The sequence below is a fragment of the Citrobacter sedlakii NBRC 105722 genome, from assembly GCF_000759835.1.
GTDB lineage: Bacteria > Pseudomonadota > Gammaproteobacteria > Enterobacterales > Enterobacteriaceae > Citrobacter_A > Citrobacter_A sedlakii.
Genome location: NZ_BBNB01000009.1, coordinates 212,427 through 229,060 on the forward strand (window position 1 = coordinate 212,427; position 16,634 = coordinate 229,060).

Below are 16,634 nucleotides of genomic sequence, written 5' to 3' on the forward strand. Positions count from 1 at the left end.
GCGCCCATGAAAACACTGAACGCCGCCATCATTGGCTGTGGAGCCATCCACACCACCCACGTAGAGGCACTGCGTCAGTTGCCCGCCGTGACGCTACGGGCCATTGCGGAATGCAATATCAACCGGGGGCGACAACTGGCCGCAGAATATGACTGCCAGCTCTACCATGACTATCGTGAAATGCTGTGGGATGACGCCATCGACGTGGTGCATATTTGTACGCCGCATTATCTGCATAAGCCGATGATCCTCGCCGCGCTGGCGGCGGGGAAACAGGTCTTTTGCGAAAAACCTGCGGTGATAAACGCGCTGGACGTGGCGGAAATCGACGCCGCCCTTCTGCACGCCAAAGGAACGCTGGGCATTTGTTATCAGAACCGGCTTAACCCCACCAGTATCGCTATTCAGCAGCAACTGCAGGACGGGACAATCGGCAAAATGCTCGCCATTAAAGCTGTGCTGACCTGGTCGCGCGGCGGCGGTTATTACACCGACAGTCCCTGGCGCGGGAAACATGCCACCGAAGGCGGCTGTCTGCTGATCAACCAGGCGATTCACACCCTTGATTTGATGCAATGGTTTGGCAAGGGCGTCACCCGCGTGAAAGGCGTGGTCGACAGCAGTTGGCTGGCTGACATTATTGACGGCGAGGATAGCGCGATGGCTACCTTCGCCTTTGCTAACGGCGCGCGCGGGCTGTTCTACGCCAGCAACTGTTACACCACCAACTCACCCCTGCAAATGGAAATTCACGGTGAACATGGCTTGCTGCAGCTTGAGGGCAGTGAGCTGTGGTTACTGCGTGACGGCGCGCGGCACAAGCTGGCGAGTGATTCCGCCCCGGACGGCAGCGGCAAAAGCTACTGGGGCGTCGGCCACCGGGAAGCGATTCGCCAGTTCTACAATGCGGTACGCGATCCCGCCGCCGCAAAAGTATGCGGCATTGATGAAGCCGCGAAATCCTTGCAGATCGTCGATGCCATTTATCGTTCGTCGCAATTACGGCACTGGATAACCCTGGAGAAATAAACCCGCAATGCGTTAAACCCAGGCCGGAGCTGGCGACGCCGCCCTCCGGCAATAAAAAGTCCCCTACAGGAATAATGATATGGCGAAACCTACTGAACGGAGAGTGGGTTACGGCGTAGCGATAGGCTATGGCGTAACCGATTTATTTGGAGGCGGTGCATTCGCGGTTATTGGCACCTGGCTTTTATTTTTTTATACCACCTATTGTGGATTATCGGTGCTGGAAGCGGGCTCGATATTTGCAATCGCCCGAATTATTGACGCCATTTTAAGTCCGGTGATGGGCTATATTACCGATAATTTCGGTAATACCTGGCTTGGCCGGAAATTTGGCCGGCGACGTTTCTTTTTGTTAATCAGCGCCCCGCTCATGTTTCTCTACGCGCTGGTGTGGGTCACCGACATGAGCTACTGGTATTATCTGGGCACCTATCTGTCTATTGAGCTGCTGTCAGCGATGGTGCTGGTGCCATGGGAGACGCTGGCCGCAGAGATGACTAACCGCTTTAGCGAACGTACGCGTCTGGCTGGCGTCCGTATGATGTGCTCGTCGCTGGGCGGATTTTTAGCGGTGTCGGTGCCGGGTATTATCATGCAGTTCACCGGTAAAGATAATTCTTTTACCTATACGCTAACCGGGATTGTTTTTGCGATCATTTATTTTGTCGCGGTGTTTACCACCTGGGCGACAACGTGGGAAGCGAAAGACGTACGCGAAGAATATGAATTCACGCCGGAAACGCAGCGCAGCAGTGGGTTATTCAACCATCTTAAGTATCTGGTTATTGATCTTTTTTCATCCTTTAAAATACGTATTTTCCGTCAACATATTCTTATTTATATTTGCTCGTTTACCGCCATGGATGTGTTTGGCTCGGTATTTACCTATTACGTGGTTTACGGCTTAAAGCAGGATGCGGCGACGGTGTCTGGATTACTCAGTATCGCGGCGTTTGTTTCTATTCCGGGTACGTTTGGCTTTATGATGCTGATGAACAAGCTAAATATGACGCCATCCAGCGCGCTACGGCTTTCTTACGGCTGTATTTTTATCGTTCTCGCCAGCCTGCTGGCGATTTACGTCGTCGACGTACCGATCCCCGCCCTGCTCTTTTCCGCCCTTTTTGTGCTGTTCGGTCTGGCAAAAGCGGGGTTGTATTACATTCCGTGGAACATCTATAGCTTTATTCCGGATGTCGATGAGATTGTCACCCGCCAGCGTCGGGAAGGGATTTTTGCCGGGGTGATGGTATTAACCCGTAAAAGCACCGTCGCACTGGCGATTATGCTGATAGGCGTGGTACTGGAAGAGAGCGGCTTTGTCAAAGGCGGCGGTGCGCAACCCATCAGCGCCCTGCACGCCATTATCGGTCTGATGATCTTCGCCACCGCGGCGTTGCTGGCCGTCAGCTTCTATACCACATTCAGGTTTACGTTGACCCAGAAGACGCACAAGATCCTGATTAAAGAGGTGGCGCGGCGCAAGCTGGGCGGCAACTGCGCCGACTGTGACGAAGAGACCCGCCAGGTCATTAAAGCCCTGACCGGCTATGAATATGACGAAGTCTGGGATGCGAAGCCTGGCGCGAAAAACCCTGCCGTTATTGCTGAAAATTAACCCTCTGGCGACTTTACAGTCGCTTACGCTATACTAGCCCCTGAACTTACCGGCTCACCGCTACGAGCCGGTTTTCAATTTCTGTATCGCACGAATTATAAACTTCCCTTCCGAGGATCTGACCTGAACGGTCGGATAAGATATGTTAAACAGTATTTTTATCATTCTTTGCCTGATCGCTGTGAGTGCGTTCTTCTCGATATCCGAGATCTCGCTTGCCGCCTCACGTAAAATCAAACTGAAGCTGCTGGCCGATGAAGGCAATCTTAATGCGCAGCGCGTTCTGAAGATGCAGGAAAATCCCGGCATGTTCTTTACCGTGGTGCAAATTGGCCTGAACGCAGTCGCCATTTTGGGCGGTATCGTCGGCGACGCCGCCTTTTCACCGGCATTTCACTCGCTGTTTTCCCGGTACATGTCAGCGGAACTCTCCGAGCAGTTGAGCTTTATTCTCTCTTTCTCGCTGGTAACCGGCATGTTTATTCTCTTCGCGGACTTAACCCCGAAACGCATCGGTATGATTGCGCCAGAAGCTGTGGCTTTGCGTATCATCAACCCGATGCGCTTCTGTCTGTTTGTGTTCACCCCGCTGGTGTGGTTCTTCAACGGGCTGGCGAACGTGATCTTCCGCATCTTCAAACTGCCGATGGTGCGCAAAGATGACATCACCTCTGACGATATCTACGCCGTGGTGGAAGCCGGGGCGCTCGCGGGTGTGCTGCGTAAGCAGGAACATGAGCTGATTGAAAATGTCTTTGAGCTGGAGTCGCGTACCGTGCCGTCTTCCATGACCTCACGTGAAAACGTAATCTGGTTTGATCTGCACGAAGATGAGCAAAGCCTGAAAACCAAAGTCGCGGAGCATCCGCACTCTAAGTTTCTGGTATGTAATGAAGATATCGACCATATCATTGGCTACGTGGACTCAAAAGATCTGCTGAACCGGGTGCTGGCGAATCAAAGCATGGCGCTGAACAGCGGCGTGCAGATCCGCAATACGCTCATTGTTCCCGATACTCTGACCCTCTCCGAGGCGCTGGAAAGTTTCAAAACTGCCGGGGAAGACTTCGCGGTGATCATGAACGAATACGCGCTGGTGGTGGGTATTATCACTCTGAATGACGTGATGACCACGTTGATGGGCGATCTGGTCGGCCAGGGGCTGGAAGAGCAGATTGTGGCGCGCGACGAGAACTCATGGTTGATCGACGGCGGTACGCCAATCGACGACGTGATGCGCGTGCTGGATATTGACGAGTTCCCGCAGTCGGGCAACTACGAGACCATCGGCGGCTTTATGATGTTTATGCTGCGGAAGATCCCAAAACGTACCGACTCGGTGAAGTTTTCCGGCTACAAATTCGAAGTGGTGGATATCGACAACTACCGTATCGACCAGTTGCTGGTGACCCGTCTGGACAGCAAACCCAACGTTCTGACGCCGAAACTGCCCGATGCGAAGGACGAGACCCACGCCTCCTGATCCCACAAACATCAACGGCTCCCATCGGGAGCCGTTCATTTACTACGTAACACAACTGCATAGCACTTTGGTTAAGCCATCTCAGTTTGCAGACGCAGAACCTGACGGTTAACTTCGGACATCACAGAAAGATGCTGTTTGTCCTTCACTTTTGGGATAAGAATCTTACCCTTATCGAACTCAAAAGCGCCAACGTCCTTGATATATAACCGTCCGCGGAACAGGATCTTCACGTACTTCGCCACCTGCAGTGGGTTGTACCGTTGGAAAATTTTCATTGTTGTCTCCTGCGTAAGTCTTACGCCCTTGCGGCGCCACAATCGGCCCAACAGTTCTAAGGCGCAAATTTTAATGCCATTTGACTATAGACTATCTGTACGATGTTTCCAGCGTGTATAAGTTTATTTACCTTTTTATTACAGTTAATCAGAATCATCTTTGATTGCTGCCGATGCCTTCAGTATAAGACGTCGTTTTTCGCAGGATTTGTGCGCCCGTCCGCAAACTGACGCCGCGTTTACGGGAAAAAGCATCATTCGCACATATGATTAAACAGCGGCCCCAAGTGGTCGGATCACCTGCAAACAAGAAAAAGGAAACACCATGACCCTACGTAAGATTCTGGCGCTGGCATGCCTGTTAGCGCCGATGATGGCTTCCGCCCATAGCTTCGAAATCAACCAACGCGTACCGGCGGTGGGAATAGCCGATCGCGGCGAGCTGGTGCTGGAAAACGATACGTTCAGCTACAAAAAGTGGAACAGCGCGCAACTGCCGGGCAAAGTGCGCATCCTCCAGCACATCGCGGGACGCACCTCGGCTAAAGAGAAGAACGCCACGCTGATAGAGGCGATTAAATCGGCAAAACTGCCCCACGATACCTATCAGACCACCACTATCGTGAACACCGACGACGCCATTCCCGGCTCCGGCATGTTTGTGCGTAGCAGCCTGGAGAGCAATAAGAAGCTCTACCCGTGGTCGCAATTTATTGTCGACAGCAACGGCGTAGCGCTTAAGGCCTGGCAACTGGAGGAAGAAAACTCCGCCATTGTGGTGCTGGATAAAGAGGGTCGGGTGCAGTGGGCCAAAGACGGTGCGTTAAGCCAACAAGATGTGCAGCAGGTGATCGCCCTGCTGCATAAATTACTCAGTAAATAGACACCCGAAAGCCGGGGTTGAGGAACGATTCACGCGGGGTGTAGTCCAGCGGTTTGCCCTGCCAGTCGTGAACGTGCGCCCCGGCGGCGGCGGCAACCGCATGGCCAGCGGCGGTATCCCAGATGCAGGTCGGTCCGAAGCGCGGGTACAACTGCGCCTGTCCTTCTGCCACCAGACAGAATTTTAACGACGAACCGATCGACGTGGTCTGGTGTTCGCCCAACTGCTGAAGATACTCTTTCAGTTCGTTATCCGTGTGCGAGCGACTAATGACTACCAGCGGCGGACGCGCATCGCGTACCTGGATCGGTTTGCGTACGCTGCATTCCTCTTTCCAGGCCTTGCCCTCAGCGGCGCTATACATCACCTTCATCACCGGCGCATAAACCACGCCCAGCACCGGTTTACCGTTATCGATCAGCGCGATGTTAACGGTGAACTCGCCATTGCGTTTGATAAACTCTTTGGTGCCGTCCAGCGGGTCCACCAGCCAGTAGCGCTGCCAGTGCTGACGCACTTCCCAGGCGGGGGGATCTTCTTCCGACAGAACCGGGATGTCCGGCGTTAACGTCTTTAACCCTTCAACGATGACGGCGTGCGCGGCGATGTCCGCTGCGGTGACGGGAGAATCGTCCTGCTTGCTAACGATCTCCATCGGTTTGATTCCATCATAAACCTGCATAATGGCATCGCCCGCGTTCCGTGCAAGCTGACAGACTTGTTCTAACATTCTCCACCTCGTTTTCGTACAGTGGTGTTAACTCGTTGTTTTACTTATACCCCATTGCAGGAGGATCCGCCAACTGTGATAGCGTCTGCGTTTTTGCCGCCGCTTTTCATGTCATGATTCACAGTTCTGTAAGAAAGAAAATTTATATACATTTTCTTTTGTGGCCTCGATCTAAAAAAGGATGCCCCTGATGATTAAGTTTAGTGTAACGCTTTTGGCCACGCTGATCGCGGCCAGCGTGAACGCCGCGACGGTCGATCTGCGAATAATGGAAACCACCGATCTGCATAGCAATATGATGGATTTCGATTATTACAAGGATACGCCAACCGAAAAATTCGGACTGGTACGCACCGCAAGCCTGATCAACGCAGCGCGTGGCGAAGTGCAAAACAGCGTACTGGTCGACAACGGCGATCTGATTCAGGGAAGTCCCTTAGGTGACTACATGGCGGCGAAGGGGCTAAAGGACGGCGATATTCACCCGGTCTATAAAGCGATGAACACGCTGGACTACGCGGTCGGTAATCTCGGCAACCACGAGTTTAACTACGGGCTGGATTATCTGCACAAGGCGCTGGCTGGCGCGACATTCCCCTACGTCAACGCCAATATCATCGACGTGAAAACACAAAAGCCGCTGTTTACGCCGTATCTGATTAAAGAAACGGACGTGGTGGATAACGAAGGCCATACGCAAACCCTGAAAATTGGCTATATCGGCTTTGTGCCGCCGCAAATCATGACCTGGGATAAAGCCAACCTGAGCGGCAAAGTGACGGTGAATGATATTACCGAAACCGCGCGGAAATACGTGCCGGAAATGCGCGAGAAAGGGGCGGATATCGTCGTGGCGATTGCTCACTCCGGCCTTTCCGCCGACCCGTACCAGAGCATGGCGGAAAACTCCGTTTATTATCTCAGCGACGTGCCGGGCATTAACGCCATTATGTTTGGTCACGCGCACGCGGTCTTTCCGGGCAAAGACTTTGCCGGTATCAAAGGCGCAGATATCGCTAAGGGCACGCTAAACGGCATACCAGCGGTGATGCCGGGCATGTGGGGCGATCATCTTGGGGTTGTGGATCTGGTGCTTAACAATGACAGCGGAAAGTGGCAGGTAACCGGAGCGAAAGCTGAAGCGCGCCCGATTTACGACCCCGCGGCGAAAAAGTCGCTGGCCGCCGAAGATGAAAAGCTGGTGCGGATTCTGAAAAGCGATCATGACGCCACTCGCGATTTCGTCAGCAAACCGATCGGCAAATCCGCCGACAACATGTACAGCTTTCTGGCGCTGGTGCAGGACGATCCGACCGTACAAGTAGTGAACAACGCGCAGAAAGCCTATGTGGAACATTTTATTCAGGGCGATCCGGATCTGGCGAAACTGCCGGTATTGTCTGCCGCCGCGCCGTTTAAAGTGGGCGGACGTAAGAACGATCCGGCCAGCTTTGTCGAAGTCGAAAAAGGTCAGCTTACCTTCCGTAATGCCGCGGATCTGTACCTGTATCCGAACACCCTGGTGGTGGTGAAAGCCAGCGGTAAAGAGGTGAAAGAGTGGCTGGAGTGCGCCGCCGGGCAGTTTAATCAGATTGATATCAACAGCAGCAAACCGCAGTCGCTGATCAACTGGGACGGTTTCCGCACGTATAACTTCGACGTGATCGATGGCGTGAACTATCAGATTGACGTCTCCCAGCCCGCCCGTTACGACGGCGAATGCCAGACGGTAAATCCAAAAGCCGAGCGCATCAAAAACCTGACCTTTAACGGCAAGCCGATCGACCCGAATGCGCTTTTCCTGGTCGCCACCAATAACTATCGCGCATACGGCGGTAAGTTCGCCGGAACCGGCGACAGCCATATCGCGTTTGCCTCACCGGATGAAAACCGTTCTGTGCTGGCGGCGTGGATCGGCGCGGAGTCGAAGCGTACAGGCGAGATCCACCCGGCAGCAGATAATAACTGGCGTCTGGCGCCGATTCACAGCGACCGCAAACTGGATATTCGCTTTGAAACCTCACCCACCGCGAAAGCGGCGGCATTTATTAAAGAGAAAGGGCAGTATCCGATGCAAAAAGTCGCCACTGATGACGTTGGGTTTGCGATTTATCAGGTGGATTTGAGCAAGTAAACGTTGTGTTGCGTGCCGGATGGCGCTGTTCATGCGTTTATCCGGCAAGACGTCATGCCGCACGCGCTTCCCGCAGCGCCAGCACCTGCGGTAAATTCAGCTCAATCCAGTCCGCCAGCGCGGCGACCTTTTCACTCACCTGCTCGCCAAGCGGCGTCAGGCTGTACTCGACATGCGGCGGTACCACCGGATAGGACACCCGGTTGATAAACCCATCCCGTTCCAGCGCCTGCAATGACTGCGCCAGCATCTTTTCACTCACGCCCCCCATTTTGCGCCGCAGATCGCTAAACCGCTGCGTGCCGTCACGCAGCGCAACCAGAATTAACACGCCCCAACGGCTGGTGACATGCTTAAGCACGTCGCGGGAAGGGCACTGCTCGGCGAACAGGTTGCCGTCGCGAAGCTGCTGAGAAAGAGTGGATTTACGCATTACACTTACCTTTTTGTACGTACTTACTAAAAGTAAGTTTAGGTGATAGCGTAATGGAACACAACAGACACGTAAAGGAGTCACCCCATGATTGCCATCACCGGCGCTACCGGCCAACTCGGCCACCATGTTATCGAAAGCCTGCTAAAAACTGTTCCCGCCAGCCAGGTCGTGGCGATTGTGCGTCACCCGGCGAAGGCCGCGACGCTAAGCCAGCGGGGAATCACCGTCCGCCAGGCAGACTATAGCGATGAGGCCGCCTTCACCACCGCGCTACAGGGCGTCGAAAAGCTGTTGTTGATCTCGTCAAGCGAGGTCGGGCAGCGCGCCGTGCAACACCGTAACGTGATTAACGCGGCGAAAACGGCAGGCGTAAAATTTATCGCTTACACCAGTCTGCTTCATGCAGACCGTTCCCCGCTCGGCCTGCACCTTGAGCATGTCGAGACTGAGAAGATGCTGGCGGGATCCGGCATCCCGTATACGCTGCTGCGCAACGGCTGGTATAGCGAAAACTACCTGGCGAGCGCGCCCGCCGCGCTGGAGCACGGCGTGTTTATCGGCGCCGCTGGCGAGGGCAAAATTGCCTCTGCGACGCGTGCTGACTATGCCGCCGCCGCTGCGCGCGTCCTCAGCACCGACGGCCATGCCGGAAAAGTGTATGAACTGGCGGGGGACGACGCCTGGACGCTGAGCCAACTGGCTGACGAACTGAGTCAACAGAGCGGCAAACACATTGTCTATCAGAACCTGAGTAAAGCGGACTTCGCCGCGGCGCTGCAGGGGGCAGGTCTGCCCGCTGGCCTGGCTGATATGCTGGCGGATTCGGATATTGGCGCTTCTGAAGGCGGTCTGTTCGATAACAGCCGCACATTGAGCCAACTGATTGGTCGTCCCACCACCACGCTTGCCGACAGCGTTCGCACCATGCTGCAAGTGTTAAAAATTAGTTAAATTAGGTGGCATCCTCACGTATCCTCTTTGATAATGGTAGGATGATGCGTGGGGAGAGATGACATGCAAGGTGTACCTGAGCAATTCAGCGATGAGAAAGACAGCGCCCGTTTTCGCCATCTGGCGGAAGTGCCGGGCGTGGAACTGTATCATGCGCATATTTCTCGCTACGCCTTCGAACCCCACACCCACGAAGCCTTCGGCATTGGGGCTATTGAGGCGGGAGCCGAGCGCTTTCGCTATCGCGGCACCCAGTATCTGGCGCCCGCCCATTCCGTTATCACCATGAATCCGGACGAACTGCACACCGGCGAAGCTGAAACCGCCGATGGCTGGCGCTACCGGATGATCTATCTTGACCCCACCCTGCTGGAAGAGATCACGGGGATCCGCCACTGGGGGTTTCGCGAAGTGACAAGACACGATCCCTTGCGTTCACGCCAGATTTGCTCGCTGATCCACGGTTTGTGGCACACCGACGATCCGCTGGCGCAGAAAGGACTGTTGCTGGATTTAATCGATACCTTCCGGCCGCTGGCGCAGCCGATGCGGGCGCCGCGTGAAGGCGCGCACCGCTTTGCGCGGGTGCGCGATTATCTCCACGACAACTACATGCGTCCGGTCACCTTAGACGAACTGGCCGCTGTCGCGGCGCTCAGTCCCTGGCATTTTCAGCGCCAGTTCAAAGCGCATTTTCACGTCACGCCGCATCAGATGCTGATGGCGATCCGCCTGTGGAGGGCGAAAGCCTTTCTCACTCTCGGGATGCCCGCCGCCGAAGTGGCCGCCGCCGCTGGCCTTACCGACCAGTCGCATCTGACTCGCGCCTTTACCCATCGCTACGGCATCACTCCCGTACGCTACCAGAGACAGGTTTTCCCCCGCTGATGCGCAATCTCATACAATACGCGCGCGTTTTCCCTGCCTACACTCGTCGCTGGGTTAAAGCAGAGGGAGAAACATAATGATTAGCGGCGTGATATATGCCCTGCTGGCAGGGTTAATGTGGGGACTGATTTTTGTCGGGCCGTTGATCGTACCGGAATACCCGGCGATGCTGCAGTCGATGGGGCGTTACCTGGCGCTGGGCCTGATCGCTCTGCCGCTCGCCTGGCTTGGTCGCGCCCGTCTTCGCCAATTGACCTCAAAGGACTGGTTCACCGCGCTGGCGCTGACCATGATGGGCAACCTGATTTACTATCTCTGCCTCGCCAGCGCCATTCAGCGCACCGGCGCGCCGGTATCGACGATGATTATCGGCACGCTGCCGGTCGTCATTCCGGTATTTGCTAACCTGCTGTACAGCCATCGCGACGGCAGACTCGCCTGGCGACGCCTTGCCCCTTCACTGGCGTTGACAGGCATCGGACTGCTGTGTGTGAATATCGCGGAGCTGGGTCAAGGGCTGCCGAATTTCAGCGGCTGGCGCTATGGCTCTGGCATCGCGCTGGCGGTGGTTTCGGTGGCCTGCTGGGCGTGGTATGCGCTGCGTAATGCGCGCTGGCTGCGCGAAAATCCGGACAAGCATCCAATGATGTGGGCGACAGCGCAGGCGCTGGTCACCCTGCCCGTCTCTTTCGCAGGCTACATCGCCGCCTGCTTGTGGCTATACAACCAAACCCCAGGCTTTGCGCTCCCCTTTGGTCCGCGACCTGCGGTCTTTATCGGCCTGATGGTGGCAATTGCGGTGCTGTGCTCGTGGGTAGGGGCTCTGTGCTGGAATATCGCCAGCCAACGGTTGCCGACGGTGATCCTTGGGCCATTAATTGTATTTGAGACACTGGCGGGCCTGCTGTACACCTTTATTCTGCGTCAGGACATTCCCCCGCTGCTGACATTAAGCGGCATAGCGCTGCTCGTTGTCGGCGTGGTGCTCGCCGTAAAAGCCAAACCGGAAAAACCCGGCGTGGCGCCCGTCCCGGAGATGTAAATGGGCCGGACAGCGCTGCGCGTGTCCGGCCTGCAGTTAATGCTGCTTATACTTTAAATACCGCTACCGTCTGATTCAGACGCGCAGCCTGTTCTTCCAGCGCGGCGGCGGCAGACGCTGACTCCTCCACCAGCGAGGCGTTCTGCTGAGTCACGCGATCCATCTCCGCCACCGCCTGTCCCACCTGATCGATTCCCCGGCTCTGCTCATCCGACGCGGAAGCGATTTCGCCCATGATGTCGGTCACGCGGGTGACCGCGCTGACAATCTCATTCATCGTTTCACCGGCTTCATGCACCAGCGCGGAACCGGCATTCACCCGATCGCCAGAGTCTTCAATCAGCGCCTTGATCTCTTTCGCGGCCTGGGCGCTGCGGCTCGCCAGCGTACGAACTTCACCAGCGACCACGGCGAATCCGCGCCCCTGCTCGCCTGCGCGCGCCGCTTCCACCGCGGCGTTAAGCGCCAGGATGTTGGTCTGGAAGGCAATGCCGTCAATCACGCTGGTGATCTGGGCTATCTTGCTGGAACTGGCGGCGATCTCATCCATGGTGCGCACGACGCCTTCCACGACCTCACCGCCCTTTTTCGCCGTACCCGAGGCGTTCTTCGCCAGTTGCGTCGCCTGGCGGGCGTTGTCCGCATTCTGCCGGACGGTGGCGGTCAACTGCTCCATGCTGGCTGCGGTTTCTTCCAGCGAAGCGGCCTGCTGTTCAGTTCGTGAGGAGAGATCGTTACTGCCCGCCGTAATCTCACCGGCGCCGGTGTAGATCGTATCGGCGCCATCGCGCACCACGCGGACGGTATTCGCCAGCGACTGCTGCATATCGCGTACGTTACGCGCCAGTAGCGCCATTTCGTTGTTGCCTTCCGCGTCAATGCTGTGCGTGAGATCGCCGGACGCGATATGGCGGATATGGGACATCACTTCATGCAGCGGCTTCAGCAGCACACGCTGCATCGCTATCCAACTGATCAGAATGATGACCACGACCGCCAGCAGGATAAAGGACAGAATCCACAGAATGCGTTGATAGTCGTTTTCGTTATCCTTGATCCCCGCGCTGGTGAGCTTCGCCTGCGCGGTGCGCCATTCGTGATAGACGCTCTGCATTGCCGTTTGTTTCTGTTCGGCGTTCTGCTTAAACATCTCTTCCAGTTTGCCTTCCGCCAGCAAGGCGTTCATTTTTGCCAGCGTCGCTGAGTAAATGCCGTACTGTTCTTCCAGCCTGTCCGCCAGGCGCTCGTCCATCCCTGGCGTTTCCGGTAGCGCATAATAGGTGTCGTAATGTTTTTTCGCGTTCGCCAGCAGAGCATCTGCGGTTTTCACCAGTTCGCTGAGCTGGCCGCCGTTGATCTGCCCTGCCATGCTGCTTTGCAAACGCAGCATCCCCCGGTTCAGCGTTACCCGCGCCTGATTGAGGCTGATCCACGCATCGGTAAATTCCGCCACGTTCTGGCTTGCAAGTTGCGACACCGTGAAATTTTGTTTGTCATTTTTCAGCGCGTTAATAAACACGCCAGCCGAAAGAAGCTGCATCGCCCCGAGCGCGAGTAGCACCACGATCAATAAAGTGATCACGTTGATTCGTTTAAACATCTTTTGCCTTTTATGTTGCAGGTGTTGTCTGAGGACTTGGTATCGGCAGCGATCGCGGGTTGTTTAATTCGCCAGGACTCCGTTTATGGGGGAATGGCACGCTTTCTGATAAGTATCAGTACGTTAAAAACGAAAGAATTTTTCGTGACAGACATCACAAAATCCTCTGACCCGAAAGGGTTATAGCGCCCACCTAAAGATGCATTTAAAATACATCTTATATTATTCAAAATGAGGTAACGGCTATGGCTTATCGCGATCAACCTTTAGGTGAACTGGCGCTTTCTATTCCTCGCGCGTCGGCGCTGTTTCGTAAGTATGATATGGACTACTGCTGCGGCGGTAAGCAGACGCTGGCGCGGGCGGCCGCACGCAAAGAGCTGGACGTTGACGCCATTGAGGCGCAGCTTGCCCAACTGGCTGAACAGCCCATTGAAAAAGACTGGCGTACCGCGCCGTTAGCCGAAATCATCAACCACATCATCGTGCGCTACCACGACAGACACCGTGAGCAATTGCCGGAACTGATCCTACAGGCGACCAAAGTTGAACGCGTGCATGCTGATAAGCCAAACGTGCCGAAAGGTCTGGCGAAGTACCTGACTATGCTGCATCAGGAGCTGTCGAGCCACATGATGAAAGAAGAACAGATCCTGTTTCCAATGATCAAACAGGGAATGGGCAGCCAGGCGATGGGGCCAATCAGCGTGATGGAAAGCGAGCATGATGAGGCGGGTGAACTGCTGGAAGTGATTAAGCATACCACGCAGAATGTGACCATTCCGCCGGAAGCCTGCACCACCTGGAAAGCGATGTACAACGGGATTAACGAGATGATTGATGACCTGATGGAGCACATCAGTCTGGAGAATAATGTCCTGTTCCCGCGTGCCTTAGCCGGGGAATAAGCGATTTGCCGGATGGCGGATACGCCTAATCCGGCCTACAACCGGTACCAGTAAGCGAGCCCGGTAAGCGTTGCCGCCACCGGGCGATACGATTTAACGCATTCCTGCCATACGTCTCTTACCGATAAACAGCCAGCCCAGTCCCAGGGCGATAAACCACAGCGGCGTGACGAGCAGCGCCTGACGGGTATCGTCTTCCAGGGTCAGCAGCACGATCACAAACACGAAGAACGCCATGCACACCCAGCACATCAGCTTGCCAAGCGGCATTTTATAGATCGATTTCTCATGCAAGTGCGGGCGCTGTTTGCGATACACCAGGTATGAACACAGGATAATGGTCCACACGAACATAAACAGGATTGCCGACACCGTGGTGATCATGGTGAACGCGCCAATCACGCTCGGGTTGACGTACAACATCACCACGCCGCCCAGCAGACAGATGCAAGAGAAGGTCAGCCCTTTGGCCGGTACCGCGCGTTTAGACAGCTTCGCGAACGCTTTCGGCGCCACCCCTTCCTGCGCCAGGCCGAACAGCATGCGGCTGGTCGAGAACACACCGCTGTTTGCCGAAGAGGCCGCAGAGGTCAGCACCACGAAGTTGATCACGCTTGCCGCGGCAGGCAGACCAACCAGTACAAACAGCTCTACGAACGGGCTCTTATCCGGTACCACGGAGCTCCACGGCGTGACGGACATAATGACGATCAGCGCGAACACGTAGAACATAATGATACGAACAGGAATGGAGTTGATGGCGCGCGGCAGGGATTTTTCGGGATCTTTCGTTTCAGCCGCCGTTGTCCCCACCAGTTCGATACCAACAAACGCAAACACTGCAATCTGGAAGCCAGCAAAGAAGCCGCTGATGCCTTTCGGGAACCAGCCGCCATCATTCCACAGGTGCGCAAAAGACGCTTCGACGCCGGTCGGTGATGTAAAGTGCATGGCGATCATCACCAGCCCCACGATAATCAGCGCGACGATGGCGACGATTTTAATCATCGCGAACCAGAACTCCATCTCACCGAACATTTTCACGGTGGCGAGGTTAAGGCTCAGCAGCAAGACCACGACAGCCAGCGAGGCCACCCAGTCGGAAAGCCCCGGGAACCAGAACTGGGCATAAGCGGTAATCGCCACGACGTCCGCCATCCCGGTCACCACCCAGCAGAACCAGTAGGTCCAGCCGGTAAAATAGCCTGCCCACGGTCCCAGCAGATCCGAAGCAAAGTCACTAAAAGATTTATATTCCAGATTTGAGAGCAGCAGCTCGCCCATCGCCCGCATGACGAAGAAGAGCATAAAGCCGATGATCATATAAACAAAAATGATCGACGGTCCGGCGAGGCTGATGGTTTTGCCGGACCCCATAAACAGGCCCGTACCGATCGCCCCGCCAATGGCGATAAGCTGAATATGTCGGTTTGTGAGATTGCGCCGTAGCGACTGTTCAGCCGGTGCCTGTTCATCGGCGGCGACTTTTACCTGATCTACCATGTTTTATTCTTCCTGTACCTGTCTGTGTTGTGCAGGCTCTGCGGCCTTTAATGCGTCTGTTGTGCTTCTGTATGATACGACGATCCTGTTGTCAGGACTCATCGATATTAGGTAAGAATCGGCGGGATGAATACTAAGATTTAAATATTATGTTAACTATATGTTTAAAGTGAGTGTCATATCACTCTGATAACGCGAATTAGCTCACAAAAATACACGCAACGGAACCATTTGCAAGATAAAATGCCGATGTTCGGCGAATACGCGGTTTTATTGCATATTTTCTGTTCCCCTCTTTTCCGAAGGGAACAGAAGACTCTGCTTACAGGATTTCCAGCAGCTCGACGTCAAACACCAGCGTGCTGAACGGCGGAATGGAGGCACCCGCGCCGCGTTCACCGTAGGCGAGTTCATGAGGAATAGTCAGTTCCCACTTCGAGCCGACCGGCATTAAGGTCAGCGCTTCAATCCAGCCGGCGATCACGCCATTAACCGGGAATTCAGCCGGTTCGCCGCGCGCTACGGAGCTGTCGAATACGGTGCCGTCAATCAGCTTGCCGGTATAATGCACGCGAACGCGGTCAGTACGGGCCGGAATCGGACCTTCACCCTGGGTCAGTACGCGGAATTGCAGACCGGATTCGGTGCTGCTCACACCCTCTTTCTCACGGTTTTCTTCCAGATACTTCACGCCTTCCGCGGCCATCGCCTGGAAACGTTCGCGACGTACGGCATCAGCACGCTCATGAATTTCACGCAGCGCGCGGTGTACCACGTCAACCGGAACAGCCGGTTGTTTACCTTCCAGCGCATCGGCAATACCTGCAACCAGCGCTTCAGGCAACAGCCCCTGCAGGCCGGATTCGCTCAGTTGCTGTCCTACCTGCAAACCAATGCCGTAGCTTGCTTGCGCTTCGATAGTATCAAAAGTCGGGGTTGCCATCGTATTTCCTTTCATCGGATTTAAAGTAGCGGGCAGCATAACAGCCGCGCCCTCTGCGGTAAAATGTTGTCATGGGGTGGATGACAAATCCTGGGGAAAAAGAAACAATAGGGGTATCCCGTATGAATATATCAAAAGCGGGTAATATCACGAACATCATAGCGTTAGCTGTCTATACTCTATGATTGAGGAACGAGACGCGGAGCAG

15 protein-coding genes are annotated in these 16,634 nt (G+C 55.1%); 9 read left to right on the forward strand and 6 right to left on the reverse strand.

Going from position 1 to position 16,634, the window contains the following annotated elements; translation table 11 throughout:
• Positions 1–6: 6 nt before the first annotated feature.
• From CSE01S_RS13800 to paeA, 3 genes are all read left to right on the forward strand, one after another.
• Positions 7–1,029, forward strand: coding sequence for a Gfo/Idh/MocA family protein (locus tag CSE01S_RS13800; protein WP_042289765.1), 1,023 nt, complete (start codon positions 7–9; stop codon positions 1,027–1,029).
• Positions 1,030–1,108: 79 nt separating this feature from the next.
• Positions 1,109–2,647: an MFS transporter gene (locus CSE01S_RS13805; protein WP_042289494.1), complete on the forward strand. Its 1,539-nt coding sequence runs from the start codon at positions 1,109–1,111 to the stop codon at positions 2,645–2,647.
• Positions 2,648–2,789: 142 nt separating this feature from the next.
• Positions 2,790–4,130 carry a polyamine export protein PaeA gene (gene paeA, locus CSE01S_RS13810; protein WP_042289497.1) on the forward strand — a complete coding sequence of 447 codons (1,341 nt, stop codon included), beginning with the start codon at positions 2,790–2,792 and terminating at the stop codon, positions 4,128–4,130.
• A gap of 71 nt (positions 4,131–4,201) precedes the next feature.
• On the opposite strand, the gene CSE01S_RS13815 is transcribed toward paeA, so the two are convergent.
• Entirely contained in the window at positions 4,202–4,408 is a 207-nt protein-coding gene (locus tag CSE01S_RS13815; protein WP_004857160.1) for a DUF1107 domain-containing protein, read from the reverse strand.
• A 325-nt stretch (positions 4,409–4,733) separates the two neighbouring features.
• Between CSE01S_RS13815 and CSE01S_RS13820 the strand changes: the two genes are divergently transcribed.
• Positions 4,734–5,291: a YtfJ family protein gene (locus tag CSE01S_RS13820; protein ID WP_042289501.1), complete on the forward strand. Its 558-nt coding sequence runs from the start codon at positions 4,734–4,736 to the stop codon at positions 5,289–5,291.
• Here the strand turns inward: CSE01S_RS13820 and cysQ are convergent.
• Entirely contained in the window at positions 5,281–6,021 is a 741-nt protein-coding gene (cysQ, locus tag CSE01S_RS13825) for a 3'(2'),5'-bisphosphate nucleotidase CysQ (protein WP_042289503.1), read from the reverse strand. The genes CSE01S_RS13820 and cysQ overlap by 11 nt on opposite strands.
• A 190-nt stretch (positions 6,022–6,211) precedes the next feature.
• Here cysQ and CSE01S_RS13830 point away from each other — a divergent pair, with 190 nt between their 5' ends.
• On the forward strand, positions 6,212–8,155 hold the full coding sequence (locus tag CSE01S_RS13830; protein WP_042289506.1) for a bifunctional 2',3'-cyclic-nucleotide 2'-phosphodiesterase/3'-nucleotidase: 1,944 nt from the start codon (positions 6,212–6,214) through the stop codon (positions 8,153–8,155).
• Positions 8,156–8,207: 52 nt separating this feature from the next.
• On the opposite strand, the gene CSE01S_RS13835 is transcribed toward CSE01S_RS13830, so the two are convergent.
• Complete coding sequence (locus tag CSE01S_RS13835) at positions 8,208–8,588, reverse strand: winged helix-turn-helix transcriptional regulator (RefSeq protein ID WP_042289507.1); 381 nt, start codon at positions 8,586–8,588, stop codon at positions 8,208–8,210.
• Positions 8,589–8,675: 87 nt separating this feature from the next.
• On the opposite strand from CSE01S_RS13835, the gene CSE01S_RS13840 reads away from it, so the two are divergent.
• The 3 genes from CSE01S_RS13840 (at position 8,676) to CSE01S_RS13850 (ending at position 11,472) form a co-directional block, all read left to right on the forward strand.
• Positions 8,676–9,542: an SDR family oxidoreductase gene (locus CSE01S_RS13840; protein ID WP_042289511.1), complete on the forward strand. Its 867-nt coding sequence runs from the start codon at positions 8,676–8,678 to the stop codon at positions 9,540–9,542.
• A 63-nt stretch (positions 9,543–9,605) separates the two neighbouring features.
• Complete coding sequence (locus CSE01S_RS13845) at positions 9,606–10,430, forward strand: AraC family transcriptional regulator (RefSeq protein ID WP_042289514.1); 825 nt, start codon at positions 9,606–9,608, stop codon at positions 10,428–10,430.
• 76 nt (positions 10,431–10,506) lie between these two features.
• Positions 10,507–11,472, forward strand: coding sequence for a DMT family transporter (locus CSE01S_RS13850; RefSeq protein ID WP_042289515.1), 966 nt, complete (start codon positions 10,507–10,509; stop codon positions 11,470–11,472).
• Between the two features lie 46 nt (positions 11,473–11,518).
• On the opposite strand, the gene CSE01S_RS13855 is transcribed toward CSE01S_RS13850, so the two are convergent.
• Positions 11,519–13,072 (reverse strand): methyl-accepting chemotaxis protein, encoded by a 1,554-nt coding sequence (locus CSE01S_RS13855; RefSeq protein WP_042289517.1) that lies wholly within the window; start codon positions 13,070–13,072, stop codon positions 11,519–11,521.
• A gap of 245 nt (positions 13,073–13,317) precedes the next feature.
• Between CSE01S_RS13855 and ytfE the strand changes: the two genes are divergently transcribed.
• Positions 13,318–13,980: an iron-sulfur cluster repair protein YtfE gene (gene ytfE / locus CSE01S_RS13860; protein ID WP_042289519.1), complete on the forward strand. Its 663-nt coding sequence runs from the start codon at positions 13,318–13,320 to the stop codon at positions 13,978–13,980.
• A 93-nt stretch (positions 13,981–14,073) separates the two neighbouring features.
• Here ytfE and cycA read toward each other — a convergent pair whose 3' ends face one another.
• Together cycA and bamJ are read right to left on the reverse strand one after the other, a co-directional pair.
• A complete protein-coding gene (gene cycA / locus CSE01S_RS13865) occupies positions 14,074–15,483 on the reverse strand; it encodes a D-serine/D-alanine/glycine transporter (RefSeq protein WP_042289521.1) in 1,410 nt (469 codons plus the stop codon).
• Positions 15,484–15,805: 322 nt separating this feature from the next.
• The gene (gene bamJ / locus CSE01S_RS13870) at positions 15,806–16,426 is read right to left on the reverse strand and encodes a BamJ family beta-barrel-assembly machinery protein (protein ID WP_042289524.1); all 621 of its coding nucleotides are present in this window, start codon (positions 16,424–16,426) and stop codon (positions 15,806–15,808) included.
• Positions 16,427–16,634: the final 208 nt, after the last annotated feature.